Origin of the sequence: Sphingobacterium sp. xlx-130, assembly GCF_011007405.1 — a bacterium.
In the GTDB taxonomy this organism is placed as follows: domain Bacteria; phylum Bacteroidota; class Bacteroidia; order Sphingobacteriales; family Sphingobacteriaceae; genus Sphingobacterium; species Sphingobacterium luzhongxinii.
In genome coordinates this window covers 119139-134267 of record NZ_WFKN01000009.1, presented here as the reverse complement: position 1 = coordinate 134267, position 15129 = coordinate 119139, and the positions used below count along the sequence as shown (strand labels likewise).

The following is a 15129-nucleotide window of genomic DNA, read 5'->3' as shown; positions in this document are numbered from 1 at the left end:
AATTCTGTTTTAATTTTAATGCAAACCTAATGAAAAAAAATCTATTATGGTAACTGAACTCTACAAAAATGTCAAATAAAATCATGTTGATTTTTGATCAGAAACCATCTGTTAAAACGCTATAAATGCTCGTGTTATTGTATCAAAGTGCCGATATAATAATTGAAGGTGTCAATTTCTATATTATCTTTTTTTAAGTTAGGTATCTCTATTTTTGTAAACGTATCTTTAAGTAGTATACGGATCTTTTTTTTGCCTTTTAATCCGATGTGTACTGGCATGTTGAAATCTGGGATATCACTAATCCATCTCCCTAATACGTTTCCGTCTGATCCGATTTGGATTTCCAAAGTCGGTATAGCTGTGGTTTGAACATATTGAGCAAAGAAGGGGCGTAGATTGAAACCGGATTCAGTGCTTACAAAATTAACAATATCGTTATAATCTACTCCCGAATGGTAGAATTTTTCATTAAGGCTTCTGAGTATTGATCTCCATTTTTCGTCGTTGTCAATTATTGTACGTATCATATTCAGTATTACGCCTCCTTTCAGATACATATCTCCAGAACCTTCCTTGTTTACATGGTAAGGCCCCTGTAGAGGTCTGTCATTGAGAATGCCTGTACGATTTCCATGAACATAATCTTGACTTGCTTTTTTACCATAGAAGTAGTCAATGAATAATGCTTCGGAGTAATTGGTGAAGCTCTCGTGTATCCACATGTCGCCAAGGTCTTTTGCTGTAATATTGTTGCCAAACCATTCATGGCCCGATTCATGAACAATGATGAAGTCCCATTTTTTACCCCAGCCTGTGTTAGATCCGTCGCTACCTAGATATCCGTTTTGGTATTTGTTCCCGTAAGCAATTGCACTTTGGTGCTCCATGCCTAAATGAGCTGTTTCAACGAGCTTATATCCATCTTTGTAAAATGGATAAGGGCCAAACCAATGCTCAAATGCTTGTAGGGTTTCTCTCACATTTTTTTGTAGATGTTCTCTTTTATTTTTTTGATTATTCTCTCGCAAGACATAATAATTAATATCCAAGTTACCATCTACTCCTTTATAAATTTCTTTGAAATGGACGTAGTCTCCTATATTTAAAGCGACATTATAGTTGTTTATTGGGTTTTCTACTCTCCAGTGAAATTTGCGATAGCCATCTTTAAGATCTTCTGTCCGAATGAGTCTTCCATTCGAAACATTGATTACGTCTTTGGGAACTGAAACTGAAATCAACATGCTGTCCACTTCGTCAGATTGATGGTCTTTATTGGGCCACCATACACTCGCACCCAATTTTTGGCAAGCGGTAGCTACAAAAGGGAGACCATTACTGTCCTTTTTCCAGTCAAAGCCTCCATCCCAAGGGGCACGAGTAGCCTGCAAAGGATGACCGGAATAATGTACTCTAAAAGAATCTATCTTTCCGTTTTCAATAGTTGTCGGGAAATCTATAAATACAGCATTGTACGACCTGTTGAACGGGATCTCGCTCCCCTGATATTCGACTTTGTCTACACTCAGGTTGTCAAATAAATCAAACTGCAGGCGATCAAATGGATTGACTGCTTTGAATTTGAATAGATTGGATCCACAAATCGACTTATTGTCGATATCAATACGGACATCTAGATGGTAATATAGGATGTCGTAGCAGGTACGCAAAGGTGTTAATTGACCGCGTAGAGAATCCGCCTCAAAGAATATATCTTTGGCTTTCATGAGTTGTGCATCATTCTCCTTGGGTATAATTATGATTATAAGAGTAAGGAAAATAGAAAATAAATTTGTGTATCTATGCGTTGCTTTCTGCATAGTTTTCTGATTTTGGGATTTTTTCTAAGATTTCATACCAATCTGAAGGGATGTCAGTAAGCTTTCTATCAACGAGGTTTAACCAAGCACCGTCGACATTTACCTCTGCAGCTTTTACCTGATTTTCTTTGTATACGATGTGTTGAAAGGAAAAACGTGCATTGCTTCTGTTTAATTTAGTAAGCAGCACGTCCACCTTTATGTATTCATCTAGCTTTACTTCTCTGAAATAGATGAGCTCTTCTCGGAAAAGAATAGGCCCGATTTTCTGCCTTGCAAATTCATCCAAAGATAACCCCATTTTGTTTAACATATTACTTCGTGCCTGGGCACAGAAATCGGCATAAGCGGAATGTCTAAGATGACGATTTGCATCTATTTGAGACCATAGGACCTGACCTTCGTAAAAGGTTTTGTTCTGCATATCCATTTGTTTTTATAATTACTTGTATTTTTCGTATTTTAAAAATGCAAGATAACTAACAAATGACAAAATCACTAGATAGGAGAGGCAATTTGCATAAGTATAGCAGTAAGCCACCCTGCATAGGTGCCAATTGCATAGCCAAATACTGCTAATATAACCCCGACAGAAATTAAAGAAGGATGAAATGCTGCTGAGGCTACCGATGCGGAAGCAACACCCCCAACATTAGCCATGCTACCCACAGCAAAGTAGAAAAAAGGAACTTTGAAAATTTTGCCTACTATCAGTAATAAAAAAGCGTGGAAGCTCATCCAAATAATACCCACTGCAAATAAACCAAGATTTCCAACAATAGCTGAAATATCCATCTGCATACCTATGGTGACAATGAGCATGTATAGTAATACGGTGCCAACTTTAGAGGCTCCTGCATGTTCCAGGTTTTTGGCAGGGGTAAAGGAGAGTACAATACCAATGATTGTAGCAAAGAGTATGATCCAAAAAAAGCCGCTTGTGAGTGAAAATTGTTCTAATTGTGGGTAATGCGTTGTTACAAAAGATGCTACAGGCTCAGCGAGATAGGTTGCTAAACCCGTTCCGCCAAAAGCCAATGCCAACATGATTATAAAGTCTTTTGTTTGTGGCGTACGTGCATTGGCTTGGGTTTTGGTTTCCATTTTTTGCATTAATTGATCGACATCTGTAGAATCCGCCTTGAAAAACTGGTCAAATTTTTTGACTTTACTCGCACCAAATAACAGAAAAGCCATCCATAAGTAAGCAACAAACGCATCAACAGCAATTATAGAGGAAAATAATTTAGGCGATGGTTGTAAGATTTCTTTTAATGCTACTTGATTAGCACTTCCACCAATCCATGACCCCGCTAAGGAGCCTAATCCACGCCACACCTCGTCAGGGCCTATTCCTCCAACAACCTGAGGGGCAAAAAAGGAAACAATCCAAACAGCCAAAGGTCCCCCAAGGACTATTCCTACTGTCCCTGTGATGAACATTAAACCTGCACGTTTCCTCAAGGCCCACATTTCTTTAAGATCTAAACTTATGACAAAAAGGATAAGACAGGCCGGAAGCAGATATCTACTACCTACACTCGTTAATGGAGAGTTCGACCCTTCGAATACATGCAGTGAATTTAGAATCCCAGGGAGAAAGTAACACAATAATAAAGGGGGGATAACATTATAAAAACCTTTGATGTATTTGTTCGACAAGGATGAGGTATAAAAGATTAATCCCAAGATAGCCATTAATATCCCAAGGATGACGGCTGTGTCTGTAATTAAAGGTTCGATAATGACTGTTTGGTTATTCATTTTTTAATAAGTCTGTTTCGTTATTTAGTTAGTTGAAATCGGTTGGTTCTCAACTAAAATTTTTACGTAAATATTGTAATATTCGATCCCCTTTTTAGGTAGCTAGTTAGAAAGCAAATGAAAGGGTTTTTGAAATTTTTGTGAATTTATGTAATATTTTTGATAAAAATAGTAACGAATTCTTTACTATTATGTGTTTGCGTTTGTAATACATATATATTGTTATAACTTTAATTTCCTATTTAATAAAACTATGAATTTGTCTAGACGTCATTTTTTAAGAAACAGTGGTATAGCATTGGGGAGTATTCCTTTTATCACATTGGCCGAGAAGTTGGGAATATCCAATGCAATTAAGGTCGGCTTAGTTGGTTGTGGAGGAAGGGGGACGGGAGCTGTTGTGCAATCTTTGGCTGCAGATCCTAATGTCGTGGTTACGGCTTTGGCCGATGCATTCCAAGATCAAATAGATCAAGCATTACTTATTTTAAATAAAAAAGATGCAAAACGCATTGATGTTCCTAACGAACGTCAGTTTGTAGGTTTTGATGGTTATAAGGCACTGATTGATTCAGGAGTGGATGTCGTACTATTATGTAGTCCTCCCAATTTTAGGCCTGATCATCTAGAGTATGCCGTTCAATCCGGAAAACACGTGTTCTGCGAAAAACCGGTTGCAGTAGATATTCCGGGATTGAAACGGGTTATGGAAAGTGTACGTATCTCGAAAGAAAAGAAGTTAAATCTTGTTTCTGGTTTTTGTTTCCGCTATTCAGAACCTAATAGGGAGATTATGAAACGGGTTCGAGATGGGGCTATAGGCGATATTAAATCGGTAACGACATTTAGGTATGGCGGTGAGTTGACTTTAAAAGAGCGAATGAACACTTGGACTGATTTTGAGTATCAATTGCGAAACTGGTATTATTTTCAGCGGTACGCATCAGATTTGATTGTAGAACAGTCGATACACAGCGTTGATTACATGAATTGGATTATGGGCAATAAGTTGCCTAAATCGGTCAGTGCCACGGGCGGACGACAAAGTCGATCGTGGGAAGCTACAGGAAATACCTATGATCATTTTGCCGTAGAGTACGATTATGGAGCAGGTGTTAAAGGAATGCATTTTTCAAGGCAACAAAATGGCACTGAATCCCGTAATTCGGTGGAGGTTAATGGAACGCGGGGCTTTGTTGATGTTAATATTATGAAAAACTATAATATATATGGCGACGAGTCATTTGAATATAATGGAAAGATCAATAATATGTATCAGACACAACATGACGAGTTGATGGCAGCAATCTCAAAAGGCCAAATGCTTAATGATGGAGACTTTATGGTGAACTCTACGCTATTGGCAATTTGGGGTAAGATCGCAGCATATACCGGCAAACGCATATCTTATGAGCAGATTATGGATTCTAAAGAGGAGCTAGGCCCACATTCAGATGGATATAACTGGTCGATGTCTCCTGATGTAACACCAATAGCACAACCAGGATTTAAACCTTTTGTTTAAGTTATGCTAACACGTATTAAAATTTTAATTGTCGGTTGTGGTAATATGGGAGCCTCCCATGCACAAGCATATCACAATTTGCCTGATTTCGAAATAGTAGGTTTGGTTTCAAGAGGCGAAAGTAAAAAACTACTTAACGCTAAGCTTGGCGCTTCGTATCCTTGTTTTGAAGATTATGAAGCAGCGCTGCTGGAGACCCTACCCGACGCTGTTTGTATTTCGACCTATCCCGATACCCATGAAAATTTTGCTGTCCTGGCTTTCGAACATGGAGCACATGTTTTTATCGAGAAGCCGCTTGCCGATACTGTGATTGGTGCTAGGCGTGTTGTGGACGCTGCTGTGCGAGCAAATAAGAAATTAGTGGTGGGTTATATTTTACGGCATCATCCCTCTTGGACCACATTTATATCGGAAGGAAAGAAGATGGGGGCTCCGTTGGTCTTTCGGATGAACTTGAATCAACAAAGTCAAGGCCATATGTGGGACGTACACCGAAATCTAATGAAAAGCTTAAGTCCAATCGTAGATTGTGGGGTACACTACATAGATGTGATGTGTCAAATGACAGATGCAGCGCCAGTTTCTGTTTCTGCGATTGGAGCCCGTTTGACGAATGATATCCCCCTTGAAAATTATAATTATGGGCAACTACAGATTCGGTTTGACGATGGTAGTGTAGGATGGTATGAAGCAGGATGGGGGCCCATGATGAGTCAGACTGCTTTTTTTGTGAAAGATGTCATAGGCCCTAAAGGCTCGGTGTCGATCGTTGCAAATGATGCTTCCAAAGATGGTATGTCAGATTCGGTAGAAGCTCACACAAAAACAGAATCTATCCGGGTTCATTACGCAGATCTAAATGAAGACAATAGTTTTGTTAGAGAAGATAAATGGATCAATCTGGAAGACGAACCAGATCATCAAGAGTTGTGTAATCGTGAACAACGTTTCTTTTTAGAAACTATTCGGAATAATGTGGATCTTAGTAAATCCATGGAGGATGCAATTAATAGTCTTCACATCGCAATAGCTTGTGACGAAGCGGTGCGTACGGGCAATATTGTGCAGCTTTAACGTATTATAATTTCTGTTCGACGGTTTTTTTGTTTTCCGTCTACCGTCGTATTATCGCCTATTGGTTTGGTATCTCCGTACCCCATGCTTGTCACTCGGGAAGAGGGAATCCCTTTTGATAATAGATATGCGGATATAGCGGATGCGCGATTTTCAGAAAGCCTTTGATTGTGTATTTTATTGCCTGTGTTGTCAGTATGCCCAGCCACCTCAATTTTTACAGTTGGGTTTTTTTGAAGAAAATTTACGATCAGTTGAAGTTCAGTTGTCGAAGTTTTTAGTGGAATAGAACTATCGGTATCGAAGTAAATGTTGTTTAGCTGCATTATGCCTCCTTTTTTGAGCGGATGAAGGTAGATATCACTGTTAAAGACCTCATCCTTTAAGATGATATTCGAAATATCATATTGTCTTGATTCAAACATATATCCCGGTTTGTGTACGTGTACTGCGTAGTTCGCACCTACCGGCAATGTCGCAATAAATTGGCCATCGTTATAGTCAGATTCATTAAGATAGGCTACTTCACCATTGCTTGTATTTGTTACAGCAATGGTCGCAGATAGAGCAGTTTTGTTTTCTGCGTTATAGACGTTGCCCTGTATATATGCTACAGGGATTGGTTGTATATGCAGTGGGATGTTTACGCTATATATATCGAGTTGTTCTGTTGAATCGGCAGACGACAAATAGCCTACAGATCCATTCATAACGATATGTATAGCGGTTTGGTCATAATTATTGTTGATTGGGGCGCCTAGATTGATAGGTGTTGTCCATTGTCCCAAGGTGTCTATTTGTGTCTTAAAGAGGTCAAATTGACCAAAGCCTGGCCAACCAGCAGATGCGAAGTATAGCGTTTTGTTATCGGCATGAATATACGGTGAGCGCTCGTCAAATACGGAGTTTACTTTACGACCTAAATTTTGAGGTGTTTGCCATTTACCATCTAGGGATAGCTCACTTTTCCATATATCGCTAGCTCCATATCCTCCTTCTCTATTACTGACGAAGTAAAGTGTTCGCCCGTCTGCTGAGATAGCAGGTTGCGCCTCCCAGCCTTTGGTATTGATCGGCGGCCCTAGGTTGTAAGGGACACTCCATACGCCATTTTCATATTTTGAAACATAAATATCGCAGCTACCCAGCCCATTAGGACGGTTACAGCCAGTAAAGAAAATGTATTTTCCATCTGGAGAGATAGAGTGCGCACCTTCATTAAAAAAGTCGGAGTTTACTGCGCCAGAAAGCTTTTGGGCAATGGACCAAGTTAATCCCTCTTTATGACTCTCAAAGAAATTTTCCTGATTACTGCTCTTACGGGTGAATATGATACGTCTTGCATCCGCAGTCAGTTTCGGAAAGTACTCGTCGTCCAGCGTATTTATAGCTGTTGGCAGTTTCTCAAGATGTACAGAGGTATCTGGTATTTGTTTTAAAGCAAATACACAATCTTGAATATATTTATCCACCTTCTGTCTACTTTTCGGATTTAGATTTTCTTTGGCGTAAGTCGTAAGAAAATTTAATGCGACTTGATATTCCCCATTTGCCAACATAGATTCGCCCAATCCAAAAAGAGTCAGTTTGGTTAGATTAGGATCTATCTGTAATACTTTTTTGTAAAGGGGAATTGCTTTTTGATATTGTTTTTCAGATCGGTATAAATCTGCTAATTGCTGATAAGCCGTTGCAAATTCGGGGTCTAGCAGAATGGCATGTTGTAATTCAGTGATGGCAGCATGTTTATCTTGGAGCGACAGATGTTTGGCTGCATTCTCATAGGCGTTTTGTGCCTTTTTATTTACAGAACTCTTTTGAGCTAAAGTGATAGTGCCCCAACAGGACAGTGTTAAAAAGAAAAAGGTTTTTAATAACCAATTCATCTGACTATTTGTTTTTGTACACGACGGACAGAAACACGAAATATGTGTATCAGATGTTAAAAGTAGAAAACAATCTTTAAATAAGCGAATTATGGAATGTTTAAAAATTTATGGGTCTGTAAGGAGATATCCCAATGAGGATGCTCTTTAACATATTCAATAATCAACGGAGTGATTTCGCTTGCTTTGGACCATTCGGGCTGAAGGTACAATCTGCAATCAGGGCCTACCATTTTAGCGTGGTCTTCTGCCCATTTGAAGTCACTTTTATTAAAAACAATGACTTTTAGTTCACCGGCAGCTTGTAGAACCTCTATTTTAGGGCTTTTAAATTTCTTTGGCGATAGACAGATCCAATCCCAAACTCCACTCAATGGGTATGCGCCAGATGTTTCGATAAAAGTTTTTATTCCCTCTTCCTTAAGACGTCGGGTGAGATAATCCAAGTTATATATAAGGGGTTCCCCTCCAGTGATAACTACCGTTTTTGCGGGATGTTTCTTCGCATTTTCAACAATCGCTTCAGTGTCTGTAAGAGGATGTAATTCAGCATCCCAGCTTTCTTTTACATCGCACCAATGACAACCTACATCACAACCTCCTAGACGTATGAAATAAGCTGCTTTTCCAGTGTGGAATCCTTCTCCTTGAATCGTATAAAAATCCTCCATTAATGGAAGTTTTGTGCCGTTTTCGGGGACTTGATGTGACATTATCTTCAAATTTTATAGGCTGCAAAGGTAAGATAAATAAGCCAAGGATTGTATATCTAAAAACTTTAAATTCTATTATTGGCTTTTTATTACGAAAAGATTATATTTGATACAGTCCGTCGGGACACATCTATCTATACTATGAATATGAAATTAAACATGCTCCTTTTGGTGGGCTTGTTTTTTTGGACGAATGCCGTTTTGGGCGAAGGTTCTAAAGACCTGTATCCTGAAAATATAAAAGGTAATCGGGCCTTTTTGGTCTCGCAGCCTTTTGAGAGAACTGCTTTTTCCAATCAAGCTTCACATTATGCCTATGCACTAGAAGGCGAGACCATAGCTGTCGCTTCCAGTGCTCAGAATGTCGGTTCTGGGAGTATTATACTTACAGCACCTGATGGTAAGATATACCAGACAAAATCAAATAATGTGGGCCGTATTCAAGGTTTTAACGGTTCGACTCGAGCTGCAGAGTTAGCAGGCCCCCGAGTCGGATACACCTCATTCGAAGTGCCTGTCGGCATAGGGCAAAGTGGAATTTGGCGCGTTGAATTTACATCGCCTGATACAGACCCCTTCAATGCCCGTTTGATACATCCATACAATCTTAAAGCTAATGAAGATTGGGTACAGCATAAGGAAGGTAGTCTCATTGCGGCTTGGGATGTTTCTATTCGAGATGTAAATAATGCGAGATGGCTTTCCGGCAGAGTTTTTATGTCAATGTTACAATTGCATCTTTCTCAGGAAAGTTTGGCAGATGCACATGGAGGTTTTTATGGACGTAATTATGTGTTGACAAAGGATGGTTACATTTATCATGTTGACGGTAATGGTAGCCACGGTATCGATTTTGTTTACTTCGTTAATAATTCAGGTATACTGGATGAACATGGCAAGGTCACTTACAAAAGTGCTAATCAGGAGAAGTTAGCTAAGTTTCATAACCCCAATCATGAAGATAATAATTTACATATAACACACAAGATGTTTTACAACATGCCAGATGTGTGCATGCCCAAAGAGAGTGTTGGATGTTTTCCTGGTGGCGGCAGTTGGTTGTTTGATCCGAAGCAAGTCGTTGAGGTAAAAGATATAGCGATAGAATGGTTAGAAGGGAAGGAAGGTCAGTTGAGCGAAGAAGGAGTTTTTTTGAGATTTGAAACAAACTATTCTGGTCGTTATAAGGTAATCATCGCTGCAAAATCAGAACAGCAGTGCTTTAAGGAACGTGAGTTGAGTGTGGAAGCTAAAGAAGGTGTAAATAACTTTTTCTGGGATGGGTTGGATGGAGACGGTCATTTTGTGCCAAAAGGAAAGGATTATAAAATAGGGATTTCTATCTCTTTGTTGAAAGGAGAGGTACATTTTCCTTATTTCGATATGGAGATCAATCCGAATGGTATTTTAGTAGAGCGTATGAATGTCGACGGGACTACGCATAGTGATGCCATCATGTATTGGGATGATACAGATATCACTGCTGGACAACCCAGTGAAATCTCTAGACCACAAGAAAATAAAGTAGGAAGTCCAAGTCGGGTCGACGGACATCGTTGGGGAACTTATACACCTAGCAAATATTTAGACAACGGTTTGTCTAATGGAGGATATGGGGCATATAGTTATGGTAACGAGCGAGCTATGGATACCTGGACCTATTCCGTGCAATTGCTGGCAGAAAGTGAAATACGAATTAGTGTTGGAACAAGTGGAGGGAATGATGGAGGAGAAGCTGTTCCACCTTTAGAGCAAGAAAAGCGTATTAAACTTTATCAGGGAGGGGACGTTAAGTTTGATTTGTTTACTGTTAGCGGCGAGACTTCAGTGACTTGGAAAGATATTGAGATTATAGATTTTCCGCTTTATGGAGACCTGAAGGTGAGCGGTGGGACTATAGTTTATAAGGTTAAAGACATCGCTTTTTATGGTGATGATATTTTTTCTTATCGACTTACCAACGAGAGGGGGATACAGCCTGTGGTAGGCAAAGTATATTTAGAGATTATAAAAACTAACCCAATAGCACAAGATGATTTCTATGATGTCATGTATAATACCCTAGATTTATCTCAAATTATTAATAATGATTTTGTTGAAAATTCTTATATAGACAAAGAAAGTGTTCGGATAGTAGATTATCCCCAAAATGGTATCTTATTTAAAGACGTGAATGGTAAATGGTTGTATCAATCGAATGAAACTTACATCGGAAAAGACAGGCTAGCTTATCAGGTGATGGATGCAAATGGAAACTGGTCGAATATTGCTACTGTAAACATAATCATTAAGGGATTATTTATACCCAATACCATAACACCTAATGGAGACGCGAAAAATGATACTTTCCAAATTTTTGGATTGTCAAATTTTGATCAAGCAGAAGTTAGTATTATGGATCGATTTGGAAGAGTGGTATTTGCCTCAGTCGACTACCGCAACGATTGGATTGTTCCATCTAATTTAACAAGTGGAGTGTATTTTTATATTTTTATAGGCAACAAATCTGGACAAAAGACAGTGATAGATAAGGGATCACTTATGGTGCTAGCTAATAGTTCCTTTGAGGATTAAGTGTTTTATACTCTATATCTTACTAAATTGAGTATAGTTTGAGAGTGTGAAATAATATGCATCCTCTTATTTTATAGTGTCTTAATGCCATTCTTCTCGTCCCAAACTTTTTTTGTTTTTGGTATCTATTGGTTTAAAGTCTTTATCGTTTACTTTCAAATCTGATAGATCAGGCTGTCCCGCATCAAGCCAAGCTGAATACCAAAGCGATGCCACACTAAGAATAGATGATCTAAAACGTCGTTCCACCATACCATTGAGCGCTTGATGGTATATCGTCGCATAGCTGTCGGAATAAGTATAGATTAGTTGGTTGTTTCTCTCTATGTAAGCTTTACGTTCAGAAGCTTTAAATTTCAGGGAAAGCTGTTTCTCAATTTGAAGAACAGAATCTACAAGAGCGTTGCTTTCTCTTACTATTTTCCAGGATTCTTCCAAGGGATCGCTGATATATTCTGCTCTTTTAATAAAGTAATTGTATTCATTAGAGAACATTTCAGGAAGTCTCGTCTCCCAAAAGGAGTGTATGCCAACCTGATCAGTGTACTGACCATTGTAATTGCTGCTTGTATGCAAAGGAACATGGGCGTCAGCAATATAATGGCCGATGTCTGCACAGTATTGAATGATTTTTCTTTCATTGCAGTCTTTGAAAGATCGTACTAGATTTTGATAGGTTTTCCATATCTGCCAAGGCACAATACCCTGCGCTAATAATTTACGCTCCGAGTATTTTTCTACCGCCTTACTCCAATGAATAGGGACGGAATCTATATTTTCGTAGCGATCGATATCTATGTAGTGTCTAGGTCCTTCTACAGTATCAACATAACAGCGTTTATCAGCATCGACAGCTTTTTCTGTGATGAGTTTTATATTTTTCTTGAAAAAGGGGGCTAGTTCGGAAGGCAATAGAAATATCGCTGTCTCGTTTATTTTTTTATGTGCATAGAATCCCCAAGAACAAGTAAATATAAGGATGGACATACCTATCAATACTCTTGTTGCGGTTGTCATATCGTAATGGTTATGAGTTTGAAGTTACTGAAATAATATGCTTAATCATAATTTAACACGATGAAGAGAAGCAAATCGAAAAAAATGAGTATTTTCGAATCACTTTAAAATTGAGGATGAAAATATTATACGCCATACAAGGTACAGGAAATGGGCATCTTTGTCGAGCAATGGATATCATTCCATGCTTGCAACAATTTGGTCAAGTTGATGTACTAATTAGCGGAATTCAGGCCGATATTCAATTGCCTTTTGATATTACTTATAAACTGCATGGTCTTAGTTTTATTTTTGGAAAAAGTGGTGGCGTTGATTTATGGAAAACATTTATGAGCTCAACGATCCGGAAGTTTATTCAAGAAATAAATTCAGTTCCTGTAGAAAATTATGATCTCGTTATCAACGATTTTGAGCCTATTACAGCATGGGCGTGTCATACAAAAGATATACGTTGTATTGGTTTGAGTCATCAAATTGGTGCATTGCATCCGGACAGTCCCAAGCCTGAAGAGGGGGATTTGATGGGTAAGTTTATTATGAAAAACTATGCGCCTGTATCAGACGCTTATGGGTTTCATTTTCAGTCCTACCATAAGTCGGTCTACACACCCGTAATACGGGAGTCCATACGAAATTTAGAAGCTACGAAAAACAGCCATTATACCGTTTATTTACCATCTTATGACGACGCCCATCTTTTGAAACATTTGACAAAATTTGAGGACGTAAAGTGGGAGGTGTTTTCAAAGCACAATTCAAAGTCGTTACGGTATAAAAATGTAAGTATTAATCCTATTAACAGCGATGCTTTTGTGAAAAGTATGGCTTCTTCCGAGGGCGTATTGTGTGGGGCTGGATTCGAGACCCCAGCCGAAGCATTGTATCTAGGAAAGAAGGTCTTAGTGATTCCGATGAAAAATCAGTACGAACAACATTTGAATGCTGCAGCTCTTGAAAAAATGGGAGTTCCTGTTATCAAAAGTCTAAAAAGAAAATACGAATATGATATCGAACTTTGGTTGAATAATAAAAGTAACGTTACCGTTGACTATCCAAATAACACAATGTCTATTATAGAAACAATCATAAATAACCATAGATGAAATTCAGATTAATGTGTGCTCTGGCAGTGGCAATGACAGGCTCATTATGTATCGCTAATGCGCAAACTGCCGTAAAAAGGCAGTCCGCAAAACCTCAAAACAGAAATGTTCAAAGCAGTAAGGCCGTTGTAAAAAAAGCAAATGTTGTTGTTTTAAAAAATGGGCGAGATTCTTTGTCTTACGCGTTAGGTACTGATGTTGCTCGGTCATTAAAATCAAACGGGTTTGATTTAGATGTAAAATTACTTTCTGAAGGGATATCGAACTATTTCAAAGGTGATAATATTCTTTTAACGGAAGATAAGAGTGCGGAAATAATTCAGACTTCTGTCCGGAAGATGATGGAAGTGAAAAATGCCGAACTTCGTAAACCAGGAGAAGAATTTCTCGCTAAGAATAAGTTGAACCCGAATGTCAAAGTGACTGACGAAGGTGTTCAGTATGAAATTTTAAAACAAGGAGATGGGCTTCGTCCTACTGTGTCTGATGAGGTTATTGTACACTATTTAGGAACATTGCCCAATGGCAATAAGTTTGATAGTTCCTATGATAGGAACGAGCCTCTTAACCTTTCTTTGTCTTCTGTCATAAAGGGTTGGCAGATTGGTATACCTTTGATGAATGTCGGAGCCAAGTACAGATTCTTTATCCCTTATAATCTAGCCTACGGCGAGCGTGGAACTGGTACCATACCTCCGTTCAGTCCATTAGTTTTCGAGGTTGAACTTTTGGAAGTGAAGACTAAAGATGCAGCGGAATAAATTAGGTAATTCAGGGATAGAGGTTACCCAACTTGGGTTTGGAGCAATGTCCCTTTCAGGAGAAGATAGGTTAGCAGATATAAACCTGATCAAAGAGGCTTACTCCGAAGGAATCCATTATTTTGATACAGCCGATTTATATGGTAAAGGAGAGAATGAAAGATTGTTGGGTGAGGCGTTAACGGGAATCAGACAGGATATAATATTAGCTACTAAAGTCGGAAATGTATGGCATGAAGATGGCCCTGGTCGGGATTGGAATGTCTCTAAAGAATATCTTAATAAAGCCGTTGATGCATCTTTGGTCCGATTGAAGACTGATTATATTGATTTGTATCAGCTACATGGAGGTACTAATACCGATAATTGCGAAGAAATCATCGAAACATTCGAGCGATTGAAAGAAACAGGGAAAATCAGAGCTTACGGTCTGTCTTCCATTCGGCCCAATGTATTTAAATATTATTCAGAACATAGCGCTATCGTTTCCAATATGATGCAGTATAGTGTATTAGATACCAGACCAGAGGAGTATTTTACCTCTTTTCAATCTAATGACGTGAGTATCATTGCTCGAGGAGCTTTGGCACAGGGAGTCTTAATCGGAAAGTCTGCTAAACCTTATCTGGCGACAGATGTGGATACCGTGACACATTTACAAGAGCAGATCACTTTAATCGCAAAATCTCAAGGCGTATCAAATCTTGCCATTGCACTAGCTTATGTTTTGCAAAATTCTATTATTGCCAGTGCTTTGGTAGGAATCCGTAATAAGGCTCAACTAATAGAATTACTCCACGCTTATGAGGAGATAAGAACTTTAAATGCGAATCAATTTATACCTCTTGGAATTGATTCGCATTATAAAGAACACAGAGATTAAATA

At 38.7% G+C, this 15129-nt stretch carries 12 protein-coding genes; 6 read left to right on the top strand and 6 right to left on the bottom strand.

Annotated elements, in window-relative coordinates; genetic code table 11:
- Positions 1-134 precede the first annotated feature (134 nt).
- From G7B18_RS15745 to G7B18_RS15735, 3 genes are all read right to left on the bottom strand, one after another.
- Positions 135-1730, bottom strand: coding sequence for a M1 family metallopeptidase (locus tag G7B18_RS15745; RefSeq protein WP_240452879.1), 1596 nt, complete (start codon positions 1728-1730; stop codon positions 135-137).
- A 73-nt stretch (positions 1731-1803) separates the two neighbouring features.
- The gene (locus G7B18_RS15740; protein ID WP_164108442.1) at positions 1804-2247 is read right to left on the bottom strand and encodes an acyl-CoA thioesterase; all 444 of its coding nucleotides are present in this window, start codon (positions 2245-2247) and stop codon (positions 1804-1806) included.
- A gap of 74 nt (positions 2248-2321) precedes the next feature.
- Positions 2322-3587, bottom strand: a complete 1266-nt coding sequence (locus G7B18_RS15735) for a DUF819 domain-containing protein (protein ID WP_164108443.1) — start codon at positions 3585-3587, stop codon at positions 2322-2324.
- A 253-nt stretch (positions 3588-3840) separates the two neighbouring features.
- Here G7B18_RS15735 and G7B18_RS15730 point away from each other — a divergent pair, with 253 nt between their 5' ends.
- Positions 3841-5112 (top strand): Gfo/Idh/MocA family protein, encoded by a 1272-nt coding sequence (locus G7B18_RS15730; RefSeq protein WP_164108444.1) that lies wholly within the window; start codon positions 3841-3843, stop codon positions 5110-5112.
- 3 nt (positions 5113-5115) lie between these two features.
- On the top strand, positions 5116-6189 hold the full coding sequence (locus tag G7B18_RS15725; RefSeq protein WP_164108445.1) for a Gfo/Idh/MocA family protein: 1074 nt from the start codon (positions 5116-5118) through the stop codon (positions 6187-6189).
- Here G7B18_RS15725 and G7B18_RS15720 read toward each other — a convergent pair.
- Positions 6186-8075 (bottom strand): OmpA family protein, encoded by a 1890-nt coding sequence (locus G7B18_RS15720; RefSeq protein ID WP_164108446.1) that lies wholly within the window; start codon positions 8073-8075, stop codon positions 6186-6188. The two genes, G7B18_RS15725 and G7B18_RS15720, sit on opposite strands and share 4 nt — an antisense overlap.
- Positions 8076-8164: 89 nt before the next feature.
- Complete coding sequence (locus G7B18_RS15715) at positions 8165-8788, bottom strand: 7-carboxy-7-deazaguanine synthase QueE (RefSeq protein ID WP_164108447.1); 624 nt, start codon at positions 8786-8788, stop codon at positions 8165-8167.
- Positions 8789-8929: 141 nt separating this feature from the next.
- Here G7B18_RS15715 and G7B18_RS15710 point away from each other — a divergent pair, with 141 nt between their 5' ends.
- A complete protein-coding gene (locus G7B18_RS15710; RefSeq protein ID WP_164108448.1) occupies positions 8930-11362 on the top strand; it encodes a gliding motility-associated C-terminal domain-containing protein in 2433 nt (810 codons plus the stop codon).
- Positions 11363-11443: 81 nt separating this feature from the next.
- On the opposite strand, the gene G7B18_RS15705 is transcribed toward G7B18_RS15710, so the two are convergent.
- Positions 11444-12379: a zinc dependent phospholipase C family protein gene (locus tag G7B18_RS15705; RefSeq protein ID WP_164108449.1), complete on the bottom strand. Its 936-nt coding sequence runs from the start codon at positions 12377-12379 to the stop codon at positions 11444-11446.
- Between the two features lie 116 nt (positions 12380-12495).
- Here G7B18_RS15705 and G7B18_RS15700 point away from each other — a divergent pair, with 116 nt between their 5' ends.
- From G7B18_RS15700 to G7B18_RS15690, 3 genes are read left to right on the top strand one after another with little or no spacing between them, the layout of a single operon-like run.
- The gene (locus G7B18_RS15700) at positions 12496-13482 is read left to right on the top strand and encodes a glycosyltransferase family protein (RefSeq protein WP_164108450.1); all 987 of its coding nucleotides are present in this window, start codon (positions 12496-12498) and stop codon (positions 13480-13482) included.
- A complete protein-coding gene (locus G7B18_RS15695) occupies positions 13479-14243 on the top strand; it encodes an FKBP-type peptidyl-prolyl cis-trans isomerase (RefSeq protein WP_240452878.1) in 765 nt (254 codons plus the stop codon). The genes G7B18_RS15700 and G7B18_RS15695 overlap by 4 nt, the downstream gene beginning before the upstream one ends.
- Positions 14230-15126 carry an aldo/keto reductase gene (locus G7B18_RS15690; protein ID WP_164108451.1) on the top strand — a complete coding sequence of 299 codons (897 nt, stop codon included), beginning with the start codon at positions 14230-14232 and terminating at the stop codon, positions 15124-15126. Before G7B18_RS15695 ends, G7B18_RS15690 begins: the two co-directional genes overlap by 14 nt.
- Positions 15127-15129 lie beyond the last annotated feature (3 nt).

What these genes read in the sequence shown, in the direction of transcription:
- G7B18_RS15745 (WP_240452879.1), bottom strand. Translation starts at nt 1,730, where the DNA reads ATGAAAGCCAAAGATATATTCTTTGAGGCGGATTCTCTACGCGGTCAA.
- G7B18_RS15740 (WP_164108442.1), bottom strand. Translation starts at nt 2,247, where the DNA reads ATGCAGAACAAAACCTTTTACGAAGGTCAGGTCCTATGGTCTCAAATA.
- G7B18_RS15735 (WP_164108443.1), bottom strand. Translation starts at nt 3,587, where the DNA reads ATGAATAACCAAACAGTCATTATCGAACCTTTAATTACAGACACAGCC.
- G7B18_RS15730 (WP_164108444.1), top strand. Translation starts at nt 3,841, where the DNA reads ATGAATTTGTCTAGACGTCATTTTTTAAGAAACAGTGGTATAGCATTG.
- G7B18_RS15725 (WP_164108445.1), top strand. Translation starts at nt 5,116, where the DNA reads ATGCTAACACGTATTAAAATTTTAATTGTCGGTTGTGGTAATATGGGA.
- G7B18_RS15720 (WP_164108446.1), bottom strand. Translation starts at nt 8,075, where the DNA reads ATGAATTGGTTATTAAAAACCTTTTTCTTTTTAACACTGTCCTGTTGG.
- G7B18_RS15715 (WP_164108447.1), bottom strand. Translation starts at nt 8,788, where the DNA reads ATGTCACATCAAGTCCCCGAAAACGGCACAAAACTTCCATTAATGGAG.
- G7B18_RS15710 (WP_164108448.1), top strand. Translation starts at nt 8,930, where the DNA reads ATGAATATGAAATTAAACATGCTCCTTTTGGTGGGCTTGTTTTTTTGG.
- G7B18_RS15705 (WP_164108449.1), bottom strand. Translation starts at nt 12,379, where the DNA reads ATGACAACCGCAACAAGAGTATTGATAGGTATGTCCATCCTTATATTT.
- G7B18_RS15700 (WP_164108450.1), top strand. Translation starts at nt 12,496, where the DNA reads ATGAAAATATTATACGCCATACAAGGTACAGGAAATGGGCATCTTTGT.
- G7B18_RS15695 (WP_240452878.1), top strand. Translation starts at nt 13,479, where the DNA reads ATGAAATTCAGATTAATGTGTGCTCTGGCAGTGGCAATGACAGGCTCA.
- G7B18_RS15690 (WP_164108451.1), top strand. Translation starts at nt 14,230, where the DNA reads ATGCAGCGGAATAAATTAGGTAATTCAGGGATAGAGGTTACCCAACTT.